The sequence below is a fragment of the Streptomyces sp. NPDC052301 genome (assembly GCF_044593395.1).
Taxonomy (GTDB): domain Bacteria; phylum Actinomycetota; class Actinomycetes; order Streptomycetales; family Streptomycetaceae; genus Streptomyces.
The window spans coordinates 119,301-134,068 of the sequence record NZ_JBIUBE010000010.1 but is presented as its reverse complement, the minus strand read 5'-3'; the positions used below and the strand labels follow the sequence as shown (position 1 = coordinate 134,068).

General features: G+C 70.8%; 13 protein-coding genes, 1 pseudogene and 1 riboswitch. Of the genes and pseudogenes, 12 read left to right on the top strand and 2 right to left on the bottom strand.

Going from position 1 to position 14,768, the window contains the following annotated elements:
* The 4 genes and pseudogenes from ACIHEJ_RS27250 (at window position 1) to ACIHEJ_RS27235 (ending at window position 4,587) form a co-directional block, all read left to right on the top strand.
* Complete coding sequence (locus ACIHEJ_RS27250; protein ID WP_400139307.1) at window positions 1-1,626, top strand: YifB family Mg chelatase-like AAA ATPase; 1,626 nt, start codon at window positions 1-3, stop codon at window positions 1,624-1,626.
* A pseudogene (gene dprA / locus ACIHEJ_RS27245) lies at window positions 1,623-2,783 on the top strand (DNA-processing protein DprA). Before ACIHEJ_RS27250 ends, dprA begins: the two are co-directional and overlap by 4 nt.
* Window positions 2,784-3,124: 341 nt before the next feature.
* Complete coding sequence (gene whiG, locus ACIHEJ_RS27240) at window positions 3,125-3,967, top strand: RNA polymerase sigma factor WhiG (protein ID WP_400139305.1); 843 nt, start codon at window positions 3,125-3,127, stop codon at window positions 3,965-3,967.
* A gap of 65 nt (window positions 3,968-4,032) precedes the next feature.
* On the top strand, window positions 4,033-4,587 hold the full coding sequence (locus tag ACIHEJ_RS27235; RefSeq protein ID WP_400139522.1) for a TetR/AcrR family transcriptional regulator: 555 nt from the start codon (window positions 4,033-4,035) through the stop codon (window positions 4,585-4,587).
* 238 nt (window positions 4,588-4,825) lie between these two features.
* Here ACIHEJ_RS27235 and ACIHEJ_RS27230 read toward each other — a convergent pair whose 3' ends face one another.
* A complete protein-coding gene (locus ACIHEJ_RS27230; protein ID WP_400139303.1) occupies window positions 4,826-5,434 on the bottom strand; it encodes a peptidoglycan DD-metalloendopeptidase family protein in 609 nt (202 codons plus the stop codon).
* Between the two features lie 272 nt (window positions 5,435-5,706).
* Here ACIHEJ_RS27230 and rpsB point away from each other — a divergent pair, with 272 nt between their 5' ends.
* The 5 genes from rpsB to ACIHEJ_RS27205 all read left to right on the top strand — a co-directional run bounded on the left by rpsB (window position 5,707) and on the right by ACIHEJ_RS27205 (window position 10,605).
* Window positions 5,707-6,612 (top strand): 30S ribosomal protein S2, encoded by a 906-nt coding sequence (rpsB, locus tag ACIHEJ_RS27225; RefSeq protein WP_400139301.1) that lies wholly within the window; start codon window positions 5,707-5,709, stop codon window positions 6,610-6,612.
* A 170-nt stretch (window positions 6,613-6,782) separates the two neighbouring features.
* Window positions 6,783-7,619 (top strand): translation elongation factor Ts, encoded by an 837-nt coding sequence (gene tsf / locus ACIHEJ_RS27220; protein ID WP_400139299.1) that lies wholly within the window; start codon window positions 6,783-6,785, stop codon window positions 7,617-7,619.
* A 207-nt stretch (window positions 7,620-7,826) separates the two neighbouring features.
* Window positions 7,827-8,585 (top strand): UMP kinase, encoded by a 759-nt coding sequence (pyrH, locus tag ACIHEJ_RS27215; protein WP_400139297.1) that lies wholly within the window; start codon window positions 7,827-7,829, stop codon window positions 8,583-8,585.
* 176 nt (window positions 8,586-8,761) lie between these two features.
* Window positions 8,762-9,319 (top strand): ribosome recycling factor, encoded by a 558-nt coding sequence (frr, locus tag ACIHEJ_RS27210; RefSeq protein ID WP_039656445.1) that lies wholly within the window; start codon window positions 8,762-8,764, stop codon window positions 9,317-9,319.
* Window positions 9,319-10,605, top strand: a complete 1,287-nt coding sequence (locus tag ACIHEJ_RS27205; RefSeq protein WP_400139295.1) for a phosphatidate cytidylyltransferase — start codon at window positions 9,319-9,321, stop codon at window positions 10,603-10,605. The genes frr and ACIHEJ_RS27205 overlap by 1 nt, the downstream gene beginning before the upstream one ends.
* 81 nt (window positions 10,606-10,686) lie before the next feature.
* On the opposite strand, the gene ACIHEJ_RS27200 is transcribed toward ACIHEJ_RS27205, so the two are convergent.
* Complete coding sequence (locus ACIHEJ_RS27200; protein WP_400139293.1) at window positions 10,687-11,337, bottom strand: YceI family protein; 651 nt, start codon at window positions 11,335-11,337, stop codon at window positions 10,687-10,689.
* A 216-nt stretch (window positions 11,338-11,553) separates the two neighbouring features.
* Here ACIHEJ_RS27200 and ACIHEJ_RS27195 point away from each other — a divergent pair, with 216 nt between their 5' ends.
* The 3 genes from ACIHEJ_RS27195 to ACIHEJ_RS27185 all read left to right on the top strand — a co-directional run bounded on the left by ACIHEJ_RS27195 (window position 11,554) and on the right by ACIHEJ_RS27185 (window position 14,754).
* Window positions 11,554-11,970 (top strand): hypothetical protein, encoded by a 417-nt coding sequence (locus ACIHEJ_RS27195; protein WP_400139291.1) that lies wholly within the window; start codon window positions 11,554-11,556, stop codon window positions 11,968-11,970.
* 389 nt (window positions 11,971-12,359) lie between these two features.
* The gene (gene rlmN, locus ACIHEJ_RS27190; RefSeq protein WP_400139288.1) at window positions 12,360-13,466 is read left to right on the top strand and encodes a 23S rRNA (adenine(2503)-C(2))-methyltransferase RlmN; all 1,107 of its coding nucleotides are present in this window, start codon (window positions 12,360-12,362) and stop codon (window positions 13,464-13,466) included.
* A 23-nt stretch (window positions 13,467-13,489) separates the two neighbouring features.
* Window positions 13,490-13,598, top strand: a riboswitch (TPP riboswitch).
* A gap of 82 nt (window positions 13,599-13,680) precedes the next feature.
* Entirely contained in the window at window positions 13,681-14,754 is a 1,074-nt protein-coding gene (locus ACIHEJ_RS27185; protein WP_400139286.1) for a thiamine ABC transporter substrate binding subunit, read from the top strand.
* Window positions 14,755-14,768 lie beyond the last annotated feature (14 nt).

Below are 14,768 nucleotides of genomic sequence, written 5' to 3'. Positions count from 1 at the left end.
ATGGGATTCGCCCGTACCTGCTCGGTCGCCCTGGTGGGCGTCGAGGGAGTGGTCGTCGAGGTCCAGGCCGACCTCGAACCGGGCGTCTCGGCCTTCACCCTGGTGGGCCTCCCGGACAAGAGCCTGACGGAGAGCCGGGACCGGGTGAGGGCGGCGGTGGTGAACTCGGGCGGCGAGTGGCCGCAGAAGAAGCTCACCGTCGGACTCAGCCCCGCGTCCGTGCCCAAGGCCGGCTCCGGGTTCGACCTGGCTGTCGCCTGCGCGGTGCTCGGCGCCGCCGAGCGGATCGACCCCCGCGTCCTCGCCGACATCGTCATGATCGGGGAACTGGGCCTGGACGGCCGGGTGCGGCCCGTGCGGGGCATCCTCCCCGCGGTACTGGCCGCCGCGGACGCGGGCTACGAGCAGGTGGTCGTCCCGGAGTGCGCCGCCGCGGAGGCCTCACTGGTCCCGGGGGTGTCGGTGCTCGGCGTCCGCAGCCTGCGGCAGCTCGTCGCGGTCCTCACCGAGGAGCCCGTCCCGGAGGAGGAGCCGGACGAGCAGGGACGCCCGGACCCCTTGCTGGCCGGCCTGCGCGTACCCGGCACCGGTGCCGCCACCGGCATGCACACCGTCGGCGCCGCCCGGCACGACCTCGACCACGACCTCGCGGACGTCGTGGGCCAGACCTCGGCCCGCACGGCAGTGGAGGTGGCCGCCGCAGGCGGACACCACCTGTTCCTCGAAGGACCGCCGGGCGCGGGCAAGACCATGCTCGCCGAACGGCTGCCCGCCGTCCTACCCCGGCTGACGAGGGAGGAGTCGCTCGAGGTGACGGCTGTCCACTCGGTGGCCGGGCTGCTGCCGCCCGGCAAGCCGCTCATCGACGTCGCTCCCTACTGCGCCCCGCACCACTCGGCCACGATGCAGTCACTCGTCGGAGGCGGTCCGGGCATCGCACGCCCCGGCGCGGTCTCCCTCGCCCACCGCGGCGTGCTCTTCCTCGACGAGGCACCCGAGTTCCACGGCCAGACCCTCGACGCCCTGCGACAGCCGCTGGAGTCGGGACACATCGTCATCGCCCGCAGTGCCGGCGTGGTCCGGTTCCCGGCGCGCTTCCTGATGGTGCTGGCGGCCAACCCCTGTCCCTGCGGACGCTTCTCGCTGCGCGACTCCCTCTGCGAATGCCCGCCCGCGACGATCCGCCGCTACCAGTCCCGGCTCTCCGGGCCGCTCCTGGACCGGGTGGACCTGCGTGTCGAGGTCGATCCGGTGACCCGGGCCGAGCTCACCGAGCCCGGCGCCCGGGGCGAGTCCACGGCGACCGTGGCCGCCCGGGTGCGGCAGGCCCGCGAGCGCGCGGCGGCCCGCCTCACCGGAACGCCGTGGCGCACCAACAGCGACCTGCCCGGCCGGGAGCTGCGCAGCCGGTACCAGCCCGTGGCCGGTGCCATGGACGAGGCCGAACGCAGTCTGGAGCGCGGCGTGCTCACCGCCCGCGGCATCGACCGGGTGCTGCGGGTCGCCTGGACGGTCGCCGACCTCGTCGGGCACGACCGCCCGGACGCCACCGACGTCGCCCTGGCCCTGCAACTGCGCACGGGGGTGCCCCGAGGGGTGCCGATGGCCATCGGGGCGCTGACGTGACCGGCGGCGCGGAGGCCGGCGACGAGCTGCTCGGACGGGTGTTCCTCGCCCGGGTCATCGAGCCGGGGGACGAGGCCGCGGGCCGGTGGGTGCGGGAGCGGGGGGTCGCGGCGGTGGTACGGCGTCTGTGCGGGGGAGGGGAGCCGTTGCCGGGGGTGAGCGGGGTGCGCTGGGCGGGACTCGTCGAGCGGGCCCGGCGAGCCGTGCCGGAGCGGGACCTCGCCGCCGCCGCGGAGGCCGGCGCCCGCTTCGTCCACCCGGGGGACGCCGAGTGGCCCGGGCAGCTCGACGACCTCGGGGACGCCCGGCCCCTCGGGCTCTGGGTGCGCGGTGGGCCCAGCCTGCGCATGTGGGCGCTCAGATCCGTCGCCGTGGTGGGGGCCCGCGCCTGCACCGAGTACGGCGCCCATGTGGCCGCCACCCTCGCCGCCGGCCTCGCCGAGCGCGGCTGGGTGGTGGTGTCGGGCGGCGCGTACGGCATCGACGGCGCCGCCCACCGAGGTGCCCTCGCCGCGCGTGGAGCCACCGTCGCCGTCCTGGCCTGCGGCGTCGACCGGCCCTACCCACGCGGCCACACCGCCCTGATCGCCAGGATCGCGGAACAGGGACTGGTGATCGGCGAACTGCCGCCGGGCGACCATCCGACCCCGAGCCGGTTCCTCCTCCGCAACCGCGTGATCGCCGCCCTGACCAGGGGAACCGTCGTCGTGGAGGCCGCCTGCCGCAGCGGCTCGCTGTCCACCGCGCGGGCCGCACAGCGCCTCGGCCGCTTCGCCATGGGCGTGCCGGGGCCGGTCACCAGCGCTCTCTCCGCCGGTGTGCACGAACTGCTCCGCGGAGAGGCCGCCCTGGTCACCGACGCGGCGGAAGTCGTCGAACTGGTGGGTGACATCGGTGACCTGGCGCCGGTCCGGCGAGGGCCCGTGCTCCCGCGCGACCTGCTGGAACCCGGGGCCCGGGCCGTTCTCGCCGCCCTGCCCGGCGACTGAGCCGTCCCCGCCGAGGAGCTCGCGCTCGGCGCGCGGACCACCCGGGACGAGGCGATCGCCAGACTGTACGAACTCCGAGCACTTGGTTACGTCGAACGACACGGCGATGGCTGGAAGTTGACACGCCAGGCGGTGATGTCGGTCCGGGAAGGCCGCGGCTCATGCTGACCGAGCGTGTTCGGCCGTCCGGGGGAACCCCCGACGCCCTTGACGTTTCCCGGAGTTGGTGGCCCCGGCCGGTCACACAGAGCGAGCTGCGCAGCGCGGTCACCGGACCGGCCGGAGAGCCCCGCCCAAGGGTGAGGCCACTTCGTTCGCACACCGCGACACCTCAGTCACGCTACGCTCACGAAGGCGCCGACACAGATCGGCCAACTCGACACCGGACCGACAGCTCACCCAGGCAGCCCACTTCCGCCCACGAACCCCACCCGCGCCCACTCCCTCGCACTTCACAGCACCTCGCTGCACTTCATGGCACTTCACAGCAGAACGGCACAAGGCGACGAATGCCCCAGCACACCTCCGGGTCCGACCGGGCGGCGATCCCCCCAGCCGCCCGCGACGGTGGCAGCGTGCGGCCGCCCGCTCCGTCGACGCTCGACGAGCTGTGGCGGTCGTACAAGGCGACGGGGGACGACCGCCTGCGGGAGCAGCTGATCCTGCACTACTCGCCGCTCGTGAAATATGTCGCGGGCCGGGTGAGCGTCGGACTGCCGCCCAACGTGGAGCAGGCCGACTTCGTCTCCTCCGGGGTGTTCGGGCTGATCGACGCCATCGAGAAGTTCGACATCGACCGGGAGATCAAGTTCGAGACGTACGCGATCACCCGGATCCGCGGCGCGATGATCGACGAGCTGCGGGCGCTGGACTGGATCCCCCGCTCGGTACGGCAGAAGGCGCGCAACGTGGAGCGGGCCTACGCCACCCTGGAGGCCAGGCTGCGGCGCACTCCGAGCGAGGTCGAGGTCGCCGCCGAGCTGGGCATGGAGGTCGACGAACTGCACGCCGTGTTCAGCCAGTTGTCGCTGGCCAACGTGGTCGCGCTGGAGGAGCTGCTGCATGTCGGCGGCGAGGGCGGGGACCGGCTCAGCCTCATGGACACGCTGGAGGACACCGCCGCCGACAATCCGGTGGAGGTGGCCGAGGACCGGGAGCTGCGCAGGTTCCTCGCGCGGGCGATCAACACGCTGCCCGAGCGGGAGAAGACCGTGGTCACGCTGTACTACTACGAGGGGCTGACCCTCGCCGAGATCGGCAATGTGCTCGGCGTCACCGAGAGCCGGGTCAGTCAGATCCACACCAAGTCGGTGCTGCAGCTGAGGGCCAAGCTGGCGAGCTTCGGGCGCTGAGTCGCTCCCGTTCGGCCGGGCTCGTCCGTAAAGTGTTTCACGTGCCAAGGATTCGAGCGGCCTCCGTGGCCGAGCACCGGTCGATGCAGCGAGCCGCCCTGCTGGACGCGGCTCGGTCCCTGCTGTCCGAGGGCGGGACGGAAGCGCTGACCTTTCCCGCGCTGGCCGAGCGGACGGGGCTGGCGCGGTCGTCCGTGTACGAGTACTTCCGGTCGCGGGCCGCCGTGGTCGAGGAGCTGTGCGAGGTCGATTTCCCGCTGTGGGTGGCGGAGGTGGCCGCGGCCATGGAGCACGCGGACTCGGCCGAGGGCAAGGTCGAGGCGTATGTGCGGCAGCAGCTGGCGCTGGTCGGGGACCGGCGGCACCGGGCGGTCGTCGCCATCTCCGCGAGCGAGCTGGACGCCGGGGCGCGGGAGAAGATCCGGGCCGCCCACGGGGGCCTTGTCGCGATGATCGTGGAGGCCCTTGGGGAGATGGGGCATGCGCAGCCCCGGCTGGCGGCGATGCTGCTGCAGGGGGTCGTGGACGCGGCGGTGCGGCGCATCGAGCTCGGTGCGGAGGAGCCGGCGGCGGTGACCGAGGCGGCTGTGGGCATGGCTTTGCGGGGTGTGCAGGGCTGAGTTGCGGCTGCGGCTGTGGTTGAGCGGAGGCGGGCCGCGCCTGCCGGGGCCAGGAGAGTGCCCGGTGCCGCGACCGAGCCGGGTCGGCCTGGCTCGCCCGCGTCGGCGGGGTTGCGCGTCTGCCCGCAGCGGCGGAGCGGAGAGCCCGACGGAACCGCGGCTCCGCCAGGAGCGCGAGGGACCCGCGACCTGCCACGACGTGCCCGCGGCCGAAGCATGGCCGGCAGTCGCCCCGCAGCTACGGCAGGACCGGCAGCAGCCTCGACGGCCCCCTCCCCAGCAGCCACGCAGGCAGCAGGGACAGCGGGTCCAGATAGGTCTTCCCTCTCAGCAGCCCCCAGTGGACGCATGTCGTCGTCCCGCAGTGAGACCCCGCCTGCTCCACCACGCCCACCACCCCGCCCGGCCCCACGTCGTCCCCCTTCTGCACCGACGGAGTCACCGGCTCGTACGTCGTGCGCAGGTCCGTGCCCGTCAGGGCGATCGACACCACGCCCCGCCCCGCCACCCGCCCCGCGAAGGTCACCCGGCCGGCCGCCACCGCACGGACGGGCGCGGCGGGCGGTGCGGACAGGTCCACGCCGCGGTGCCCGGGGCCGTACACCGTCGCCGGTGGCTCCCAGCCCCGTAACACCAGGGGCCGCACGCCGACCGGCCAGGCGCGGCCGATCGCCGGGACCGGAGCGCCTGCGGGGCGGGGCGGTGCCGGGGCAGGGGGAGGGGCGCCGGCCCAGGCCAGAGGGGTGAGAGCGGCCAGTAGGGCGACCAGGAGGGCAGCCGGCAGTGCGGTCGGCAGCAGCCCCGGCCGACCCGGCCGTGGAGAGGCACTTCGCAGGAGTCGTCGCATGCGACACACCGTCCCGCACTCGCGCCGGTCACGGCCGAGCCTGTGGACCACTCCCCGGTTGTGGAGAGCGGCGTCACCCGGTGCCCCGCCGGTCCCGTACACTTCTTCTGGCGATCCGGGTCACCGGGTCGACTTCGCACGCCCCGATACCTGGTGATCACAAGCCGGTGTCAGCGCCCCTCGGTCCTTCGTGGCACGGCGCACCACGGGCGTCAGGCGCGGGAGCCGTCCGGCATCCGCGGCACAACCGAGAAACTCAAGGAGATACGGCCATGGCCGTCGTCACGATGCGGGAGCTGCTGGAGAGCGGCGTCCACTTCGGTCACCAGACCCGTCGCTGGAACCCGAAGATGAAGCGCTTCATCTTCACCGAGCGCAACGGCATCTACATCATCGACCTGCTCCAGTCGCTGTCGTACATCGACCGCGCCTACGAGTTCGTCAAGGAGACCGTCGCCCACGGCGGCACGGTCATGTTCGTCGGCACCAAGAAGCAGGCGCAGGAGGCCATCGCCGAGCAGGCCACCCGCGTCGGCATGCCCTACGTCAACCAGCGCTGGCTGGGCGGCATGCTCACCAACTTCTCGACCGTCTACAAGCGTCTGCAGCGCCTCAAGGAGCTCGAGCAGATCGACTTCGAGGACGTCGCGGCCTCCGGTCTGACCAAGAAGGAGCTCCTGGTCCTCTCCCGCGAGAAGGCCAAGCTGGAGAAGACCCTCGGTGGTATCCGCGAGATGCAGAAGGTGCCCAGCGCCGTCTGGATCGTGGACACCAAGAAGGAGCACATCGCCGTCGGTGAGGCCCGGAAGCTCAACATTCCGGTCGTCGCGATCCTCGACACCAACTGCGACCCCGACGAGGTCGACTACAAGATCCCGGGCAACGACGACGCGATCCGCTCCGTCACCCTGCTCACCCGCGTGATCGCCGACGCCGTCGCCGAGGGCCTCATCGCCCGTTCCGGCGTCGCCACCGGCGACAAGGGCGAGAAGGCCGCGGGCGAGCCGCTCGCCGAGTGGGAGCGCGACCTGCTCGAGGGCGAGAAGAAGGCCGAGGAGGCCCCGGCCGCCGAGGCTGCTCCGGCTGCGGAGGCTGCTCCGGCTGCGGAGGCTGCTCCGGCCGCCGAGGGCGAGAAGGCTGCCGAGGGCGAGAAGGCCGCCGAGGGCGAGCAGGCCTGACCTCAGCGTCGACGGCGGGGGCGGCAACCGACAGCGCCTCCGGCGCGGTGAAGTCCGCCCCCGCTGTTCACCCGTAGGTCGGCGCGCCGTACGCGCTCCGCGCTCAGATGTGGAGCGCACACCGTGCTGATCTGAAGATCTTCCAGACTTCGAGAAAGACTCACAGACTCATGGCGAACTACACCGCCGCCGACGTCAAGAAGCTCCGTGAGCTCACCGGCGCCGGCATGATGGACTGCAAGAAGGCGCTGGACGAGGCCGAGGGCAACGTCGAGAAGGCCGTCGAGGCGCTGCGCATCAAGGGCCAGAAGGGCGTCGCCAAGCGCGAGGGCCGCTCCGCCGAGAACGGCGCCGTGGTCTCCATCATCGCCGACGACAACTCCACCGGTGTCCTGGTCGAGCTGAAGTGCGAGACGGACTTCGTCGCCAAGGGCGACAAGTTCCAGGCCGTCGCCAACAAGATCGCCGAGCACGTCGCCGCGACCTCCCCGGCCGACATCGAGGCCCTGCTCGCCTCCGAGATCGAGGCCGGCAAGACCGTCCAGGCGTTCGTGGACGAGGCCAACGCCAACCTCGGTGAGAAGATCGTCCTGGACCGCTTCGCGCAGTTCTCCGACGGCTACGTCACCGCCTACATGCACCGCACCATGCCCGACCTGCCCCCGCAGATCGGTGTCCTGGTCGAGCTGGACAAGCCGAACGCCGAGGTCGCCAAGGGCGTCGCCCAGCACATCGCCGCCTTCGCGCCGAAGTACCTCTCCAAGGACGAGGTCCCGGCCGAGGTCGTCGAGTCCGAGCGCCGCATCGCCGAGGAGACCACCCGCGCCGAGGGCAAGCCCGAGGCCGCGATCGCCAAGATCGTCGAGGGTCGTCTCAACGGCTTCTTCAAGGACGCCACGCTGCTCGGCCAGCCGTACGCGCTGGACAACAAGAAGTCGGTCCAGAAGGTGCTGGACGAGGCCGGTGTCACCCTGAAGCGCTTCTCGCGCATCAAGGTCGGCATCTGAGTCGTCCGTACCGCGATCGACGCGCGACCCGCGGGGAATTCTCGATAGGGTCGACAGCAGTCGTCCGCGCACACCGCCATACCCTGGCGCGTGGCGGACGGCAGCAGATCTGACGAGGAGGCCATTGCCGCGTATGGGAGCGAAAAGCGACCCCACCGGCAATGGCCTTCTTCGTATGTGCAACACGTGAAAGAGGCGGGATCTCCCATGACCACCAAGGCCCAGAAGAGCGACGACGGCAAAGTACACGGGCGGTTTCTGCTGAAGCTGTCCGGAGAGGCCTTCTCCGGTGGTGGGGGCCTGGGCGTGGACCCGGACGTGGTGCACAAGATCGCCCGTGAGATCGCGGCCGTCGTCCGGGACGGCGCGCAGGTCGCGGTCGTCATCGGCGGCGGCAACTTCTTCCGCGGCGCGGAACTCCAGCAGCGCGGCATGGACCGGGCCCGCTCCGACTACATGGGCATGCTCGGCACCGTGATGAACTGCCTCGCCCTCCAGGACTTCCTGGAGAAGGAGGGGATCGACTCGCGGGTGCAGACCGCGATCACCATGGGCCAGGTCGCCGAGCCCTACATCCCGCTGCGCGCCGTGCGCCACCTGGAGAAGGGCCGCGTGGTCATCTTCGGCGCCGGTATGGGCATGCCGTACTTCTCCACCGACACCACCGCCGCCCAGCGCGCCCTGGAGATCGACGCCGAGGCGCTGCTCATGGGCAAGAACGGCGTGGACGGGGTCTACGACTCCGACCCCAAGACCAACCCGGACGCCGTCAAGTTCGACGCCCTCGGCTACGGCGAGGTCATCACCCGTGACCTCAAGGTCGCCGACGCCACCGCGATCACGCTGTGCCGCGACAACAAGCTTCCGATCCTGGTGTTCGAGCTGCTCGCGGAGGGCAATATCGCTCGTGCCGTCAAGGGTGAGAAGATCGGCACGCTGGTGGGTGACCAGGTCGGCCGCGGCTGACCCGGCATCAACCCGGCCGTGGTCTCCGGCCCTGTAACGGGGCCGGACCCGGGCCGGGGGATGGACAATGTCCTGCCGGTCGGGAACCGTGCAGGAAGAAGACGCGACGCAGCCGGCCGCCGCTCCGACTTCAGGAACCGCAGCCGGGCCTCACTCAAGACACGCAGGAGCAAGTGGTGATCGAAGAGACCCTCCTCGAGGCCGAGGAGAAGATGGAGAAGGCCGTCGTGGTCGCCAAGGAGGACTTCGCCGCGATCCGCACCGGCCGTGCGCACCCGGCGATGTTCAACAAGATCGTGGCCGACTATTACGGCGCCCCGACGCCGATCAACCAGCTGGCCTCGTTCTCCGTGCCGGAGCCGCGCATGGCGGTCGTGACGCCGTTCGACAAGAGCGCGCTGCGCAACATCGAGCAGGCCATCCGCGACTCCGACCTGGGCGTCAACCCCAGCAACGACGGCAACATCATCCGTGTGGTGTTCCCCGAGCTCACCGAGGAGCGCCGCCGCGAGTACATCAAGGTCGCCAAGGGCAAGGGTGAGGACGCGAAGGTCTCCATCCGCTCCGTGCGCCGCAAGGCCAAGGACGCCATCGACAAGCTGATCAAGGACGGTGAGGTCGGCGAGGACGAGGGCCGCCGTGCGGAGAAGGAGCTGGACGACCTGACGGCGAAGTACGTCGCCCAGGTCGACGAGCTCCTGAAGCACAAGGAAGCGGAGCTGCTCGAAGTCTGATGAGCGACTCTTCCTGGGGCGCGCCGCCACCGGCGGGGCAGGCCGGCCACTGGGCGCCCGGTGAGGGTGTTCCTGCCCAGCCTGCCCAGGGGGCCGTCCCGGCGGGTCCCGCGTACGATGCGCCTCAGGCGCAGCGGACTCGCCCCATGCCCATCGTGCCCGACGGACCCGCGTACGGCGCGAACGAGTACGGCGCAGGCCAGGACGACGACCGGGGGGCCGCTCGGCTGAGCGGCCCCTTGTTCCGGGACGAGCCGCAGCACTCTTACGAGCCGCAGCACTCTTACGAGCCGCAGCACTCTTACGAGCCGCAGCACTCCTACGCCACGTACGAGCCGCAGCCCCGGTACGAGACGCAGCAGCCGATCCCGCAGCCCGCCCCGCAGCCCACGCAGCAGCCGATCCCGCAGCCGACCCAGAATCCGGAGCCCATGCCCGACGCCCCGCAGCCGGCGCCAGCGCCGCAGAAGAAGAGCGCGGGCCGTGACCTGAGCGCGGCCATAGGAGTCGGCGTCGGGCTCGGTGTGGTGATCGTCGCCTCGCTGTTCATCGTCAAGGCCGTGTTCGTCGGCGTCATCGCGGTCGCCGTGGTCGTCGGCCTGTGGGAGCTGACCAGCAGGCTGCAGGAGCGCAAGGGCATCAAGGCGCCGCTCGTCCCGCTCGCGGTCGGCGGTGCGGCGATGGTCGTCGCCGGCTACGTGCGCGGCGCCGAGGGCGCGTGGGTCGCCATGGCGCTGACGGCTCTCGCGGTCCTGGTCTGGCGTATGACGGAACCACCGGAGGGCTACCTCAAGGACGTCACGGCCGGCGTCTTCGCGGCGTTCTACGTGCCCTTCCTGGCCACGTTCGTCGCGATGATGCTGACGGCCGGCGACGGCCCCTGGCGTGTCCTCACCTTCCTGCTCCTGACGGTGGTCAGCGACACCGGTGCCTACGCGGTCGGCTGGCGGTTCGGCAAGCACAAGCTCGCGCCGCGCATCAGCCCGGGCAAGACCCGCGAGGGGCTGCTGGGCGCGGTGCTGTTCGCGATGGTCGCGGGCGCGCTGTGCATGCAGTTCCTCATCGACGACGGCACCTGGTGGCAGGGCCTGCTGCTGGGCCTCGCGGTCGCGGCGAGCGCCACGCTGGGTGACCTCGGCGAGTCCATGATCAAGCGTGACCTGGGCATCAAGGACATGGGCACCCTGCTCCCCGGCCACGGCGGCATCATGGACCGGCTCGACTCGCTGCTGCCCACGGCGCCGGTGGTGTGGCTGCTGCTGGTGATCTTCGTAGGCTCCGCCTGACCCGCGTGTTCGCACGGCTTCGGGCCCCCGTCCTCGGTGCAGGACGGGGGCCCTTGTCGTGGCCGGCCGGGTAGGGCGGCCTCAGGTGACGCGGATGGCGGCGATGTCGAACTGCAGGCGCACCTTCTCGCTCACCATGGTCCCGCCCTGGGCCAGCCGGGCGTCGTAGGTGAGACCCCAGTCGGTCCGGTTGATGGTGGTGGTGCCGTCGAAGCCGACCCGCTCGTCACCGAAGGCGTCGGTCACATGGCCGATGTAGGTGAGTTCCAGATCGACGGGGCGGGTGGTGTTCTTGATGGTGAGATCGCCGGTCATGCGGTAGACGTCGGTGCCCGCGAGGCCCACGGACGTGCTCGTGAAGGTCATCCGCGGGTAGGTCGCCGCATCGAGGAACTGCCGGCCGACCACATGGGCGTCCCGCTGTTCCACACCGGTGTCGACACTGGCCGTGTACAGCACGATGTCGGCGCGGGAACGGACCGGGTCGCGGCCGTCGAAATAGAGGCGGCTCTCGTACTCCGCGAAGGCACCGCGCACCGTCGTCACCATCGCGTGCCGCACGGAGAACCCGATCCTGCTGTGCGCGGGATCGATCAGCCACTCGCCGGTGAGGTCCGCCAGGCCGGGATCGGGCAGTACGGCGGTACCGGTGCCCGCCGGCGCGGCGGTCGCCACGGGGGCGGCGGACGGCTGCGTGCGTCGGTGGAAGGAGTTGCGGCCGAAAAGGTTCATGGCTCATCTGGTTACGCGAGGGCCGGAGCCCGCGACAAGCCCCGACCAGGAAACCCGACCGTTCGTCAGCAGAACTTCACAGCTCACCGGTGGCGTGAGCGTGTCGCGTGGCATGCCGTCGGGCGCCCTCCGCAGCCCGCGCGGTGCGGGTCCGTGCCGCGGGCATGGGCGAAAAACGATCTCCCGCATCTGCCGAGGCCACGCCAGAATGACCGCATGGGGGAATCCACCGTGCGCACAGCGTTCCGTCTGGCGTTCACCGACTACCAGCAGGATCCGGACGACAGCGACGTCCTTCGCCGAGCGGTCACGGTCCAAGCCGACCGGATCACCTTCGACGACGGCCACCTGAACCTCTGGCTCGCAGGCACCCACGTCGCAGGGTTCCCGCTGGACATCATCGACTCCGTCTGTCCTCAGGGCGAGTCCGGCAGGCGGCGGGAGTCGCCGGAAGAGCTGCGGGCTCGCTACCCGCAGATGGGCAACCCCTGGTCGGCGGAGGACGACGCACGCCTCCTCGTGCTCTACCAGCAGGGCGAGCGCGACTACGACACCCTCGGGAAGCAGTTCGGCCGCAAGCCCAGCGCCATCCGGTCGCGCCTGGCCAAGCTCGGCCTGGAAAGCCTCGCCTGACAGCCGACGCTGTCCCGCTGATCCGCAAGACCGGCAACGATCTGTGGGCCCTGCCCGGTGTGGCACCGAACCGGGCCCCTCGATGCGCATGCGGATCGGGCACGCCGAAAGACCGGCATCCCTGCCATTCACTGGGGCGACGCCCATCTCGAACCCGACCGCACCTTCACGTGGCCTTGCAGGGAACAGCTCCCGGTCGCTCCGGAGCAGGTGGAATGACGGGCGAGAGCGCCGCCACCCGGACACATCCGGCCGACGGCTGACCGAGTCCTGGGCCGTCCCTGGGCCGTGCGAGGCAGACCAACGCTGACAGTAGGCACCCGCGGGTGACCACCCGCACCCCGCTCTGGCCTGGGTCCCCAGAGTTGATCTGCCACACTGGAAGGGTTATGCCTGCACCCGGAGAACTCACTTTCGTCGCCCCGCGCGGAGCCAAGAAGCCGCCGCGGCATCTCGCCGATCTCTCGCCCGCCGAGCGCAAGGACGCCGTGGCCGAGGTCGGGGAGAAGCCGTTCCGTGCCAAGCAGCTCTCGCAGCACTACTTCGCGCGGTACGCGCACGACCCGGAGGAGTGGACCGACATCCCCGCCGGGTCGCGCGGCAGGCTGCAGGAAGCGCTGTTCCCGGAGCTGATGACCGTCGTACGGCATCTGTCCACCGACGAGGGGACGACCCGTAAGACGCTGTGGCGGCTGTTCGACGGGACCCTCGTGGAGTCCGTGCTGATGCGGTACCCGGACCGGGTCACCATGTGCATCAGCTCGCAGGCCGGATGCGGGATGAACTGCCCGTTCTGCGCCACCGGGCAGGCCGGGCTGGACCGGAACCTGTCCACCGCCGAGATCGTCCACCAGATCGTCGACGGGATGCGGGCGCTCAGGGACGGAGAGGTGCCCGGCGGGCCCGCGCGGCTGTCCAACATCGTCTTCATGGGGATGGGTGAGCCGCTCGCCAACTACAAGCGGGTCGTCGGTGCGATCCGGGCGCTCACCGATCCCACGCCGGACGGGCTGGGTCTGTCCCAGCGCGGGATCACCGTGTCCACCGTCGGGCTCGTGCCGGCCATCCACCGGTTCGCCGACGAGGGCTTCAAGTGCCGGCTCGCGATCTCCCTGCACGCCCCCGACGACGAGCTGCGCGACACCCTCGTCCCCGTGAACACGCGGTGGAAGGTGCGCGAGGTGCTGGACGCCGGGTTCGAGTACGTCGAGAAGAGCGGGCGGCGGCTGTCGATCGAGTACGCGCTCATTCGCGACATCAACGACCAGGCGTGGCGCGGTGACCGGCTCGGCCGGCTGCTCAAGGGCAAGCCCGTGCACGTCAATCTCATTCCGCTGAACCCGACGCCGGGCTCGAAGTGGACCGCCTCGCGGCCCGAGGACGAGAAGGCGTTCGTGGAGGCCATCGCGGCCCATGGTGTGCCCGTCACCATCCGGGACACCCGTGGTCAGGAGATCGACGGAGCCTGTGGTCAGCTCGCGGCCACCGAGCGGTAATCTTGCCGGGTCCACACATCTTCATATTCCGACAGGGGAGCGCCACAGCGCTGAGAGTGCGGCGGACAGGGCCGCAGACCCTCTGAACCTCGCCCAGGTCATTCTGGGTAGGGAGTTCGGTCATCACTCAAGCTGTTGCGCCCTGCCCGGCCTCTTCGTTGGGAAGGCCGGGCAGGGCCGCGTCTCTTCCTGGCCAACCCCAGGAGGACATCCAGTGCAGAACAAGACCTTCGTGGCCGTGGCGGTCGGGCTCGGCCTGATCAGCCTGTCCGCGTGCGGTTCCGTCGAGAGCAAGTCGTCCGCGGACTCCAGGACCGTGACCCTGGTCAGCCACAACTCGTGGGCCGTCTCCAAGAACGTGCAGCGCGACTTCGAGAAGCAGTCCGGCTACAAGCTCAGGGTCCTCGACGACGGCGACGCCGGCCAGGCCGTCAACAAGGCCATCCTGACCAAGGACAACCCGCAGGGCGACGTCTTCTTCGGCGTCGACAACACCCTGCTCTCCCGCGCCCTCGACAATGGGCTGTTCCAGCCGTACACGGCCAAGGGCCTCGACAAGGTCGGCGCCCCGTACCAACTGGACAAGGACGAGCACCGGGTCACGCCCGTCGACTACGGCGACATCTGCGTCAACTACGACAAGGCCTGGTTCAGCAAGCACAAGCTGACCCCGCCGCAGACCTTCGCCGACCTGGCCGAGCCGCAGTACAAGAACCTCCTCGTCACCGAGAACGCGGCGACCTCCTCGCCCGGTCTCGGCTTCCTGCTCGGCAGCGCCGCGCAGTTCGGGGACGACGGGTGGCAGGACTACTGGAAGAAGCTCAAGGCCAACGGCGTCAAGGTGGTCGACGGCTGGGAGCAGGCCTACTCCCAGGAGTTCTCCGGCTCCACCGGGGGCAAGAAGGCCGGCGGCGACCGCCCGCTCGTGGTGTCGTACGCCTCCTCGCCGCCCGCCGAGGTGCTCTATGCCAAGAAGCGGCCCGGCACCGCCCCGACCGGCGTCGCCACCGCCACCTGCTTCCGGCAGATCGAGTTCGCCGGACTGCTCGGCAACGCGCGGAACCCCAAGGGTGCCAAGGCGTTCATCGACTTCCTGATCTCCAAGGAGTTCCAGGAGGACATGCCGCTGAACATGTACGTCTACCCGGTGGTGCGGGGCGCCGAGGTGCCCGCCGAGTTCACCGAGTACGGCCCGGCCGCCCGGCACCCCGAGACCATGGCGCCCGGCAGGATCGCCGCCAACCGTGACCAGTGGGTCAAGTCGTGGACCTCGCTCGTACTGAAGTAGCGGACCGGAAGGGC

What these genes read in the sequence shown, in the direction of transcription:
- ACIHEJ_RS27230 (WP_400139303.1), bottom strand. Translation starts at nt 5,434, where the DNA reads ATGCGACGACTCCTGCGAAGTGCCTCTCCACGGCCGGGTCGGCCGGGG.
- ACIHEJ_RS27205 (WP_400139295.1), top strand. Translation starts at nt 9,319, where the DNA reads ATGAGCGACTCTTCCTGGGGCGCGCCGCCACCGGCGGGGCAGGCCGGC.
- rlmN (WP_400139288.1), top strand. Translation starts at nt 12,360, where the DNA reads ATGCCTGCACCCGGAGAACTCACTTTCGTCGCCCCGCGCGGAGCCAAG.
- whiG (WP_400139305.1), top strand. Translation starts at nt 3,125, where the DNA reads ATGCCCCAGCACACCTCCGGGTCCGACCGGGCGGCGATCCCCCCAGCC.
- ACIHEJ_RS27250 (WP_400139307.1), top strand. Translation starts at nt 1, where the DNA reads ATGGGATTCGCCCGTACCTGCTCGGTCGCCCTGGTGGGCGTCGAGGGA.
- rpsB (WP_400139301.1), top strand. Translation starts at nt 5,707, where the DNA reads ATGGCCGTCGTCACGATGCGGGAGCTGCTGGAGAGCGGCGTCCACTTC.
- ACIHEJ_RS27200 (WP_400139293.1), bottom strand. Translation starts at nt 11,337, where the DNA reads ATGAACCTTTTCGGCCGCAACTCCTTCCACCGACGCACGCAGCCGTCC.
- ACIHEJ_RS27195 (WP_400139291.1), top strand. Translation starts at nt 11,554, where the DNA reads ATGGGGGAATCCACCGTGCGCACAGCGTTCCGTCTGGCGTTCACCGAC.
- tsf (WP_400139299.1), top strand. Translation starts at nt 6,783, where the DNA reads ATGGCGAACTACACCGCCGCCGACGTCAAGAAGCTCCGTGAGCTCACC.
- pyrH (WP_400139297.1), top strand. Translation starts at nt 7,827, where the DNA reads ATGACCACCAAGGCCCAGAAGAGCGACGACGGCAAAGTACACGGGCGG.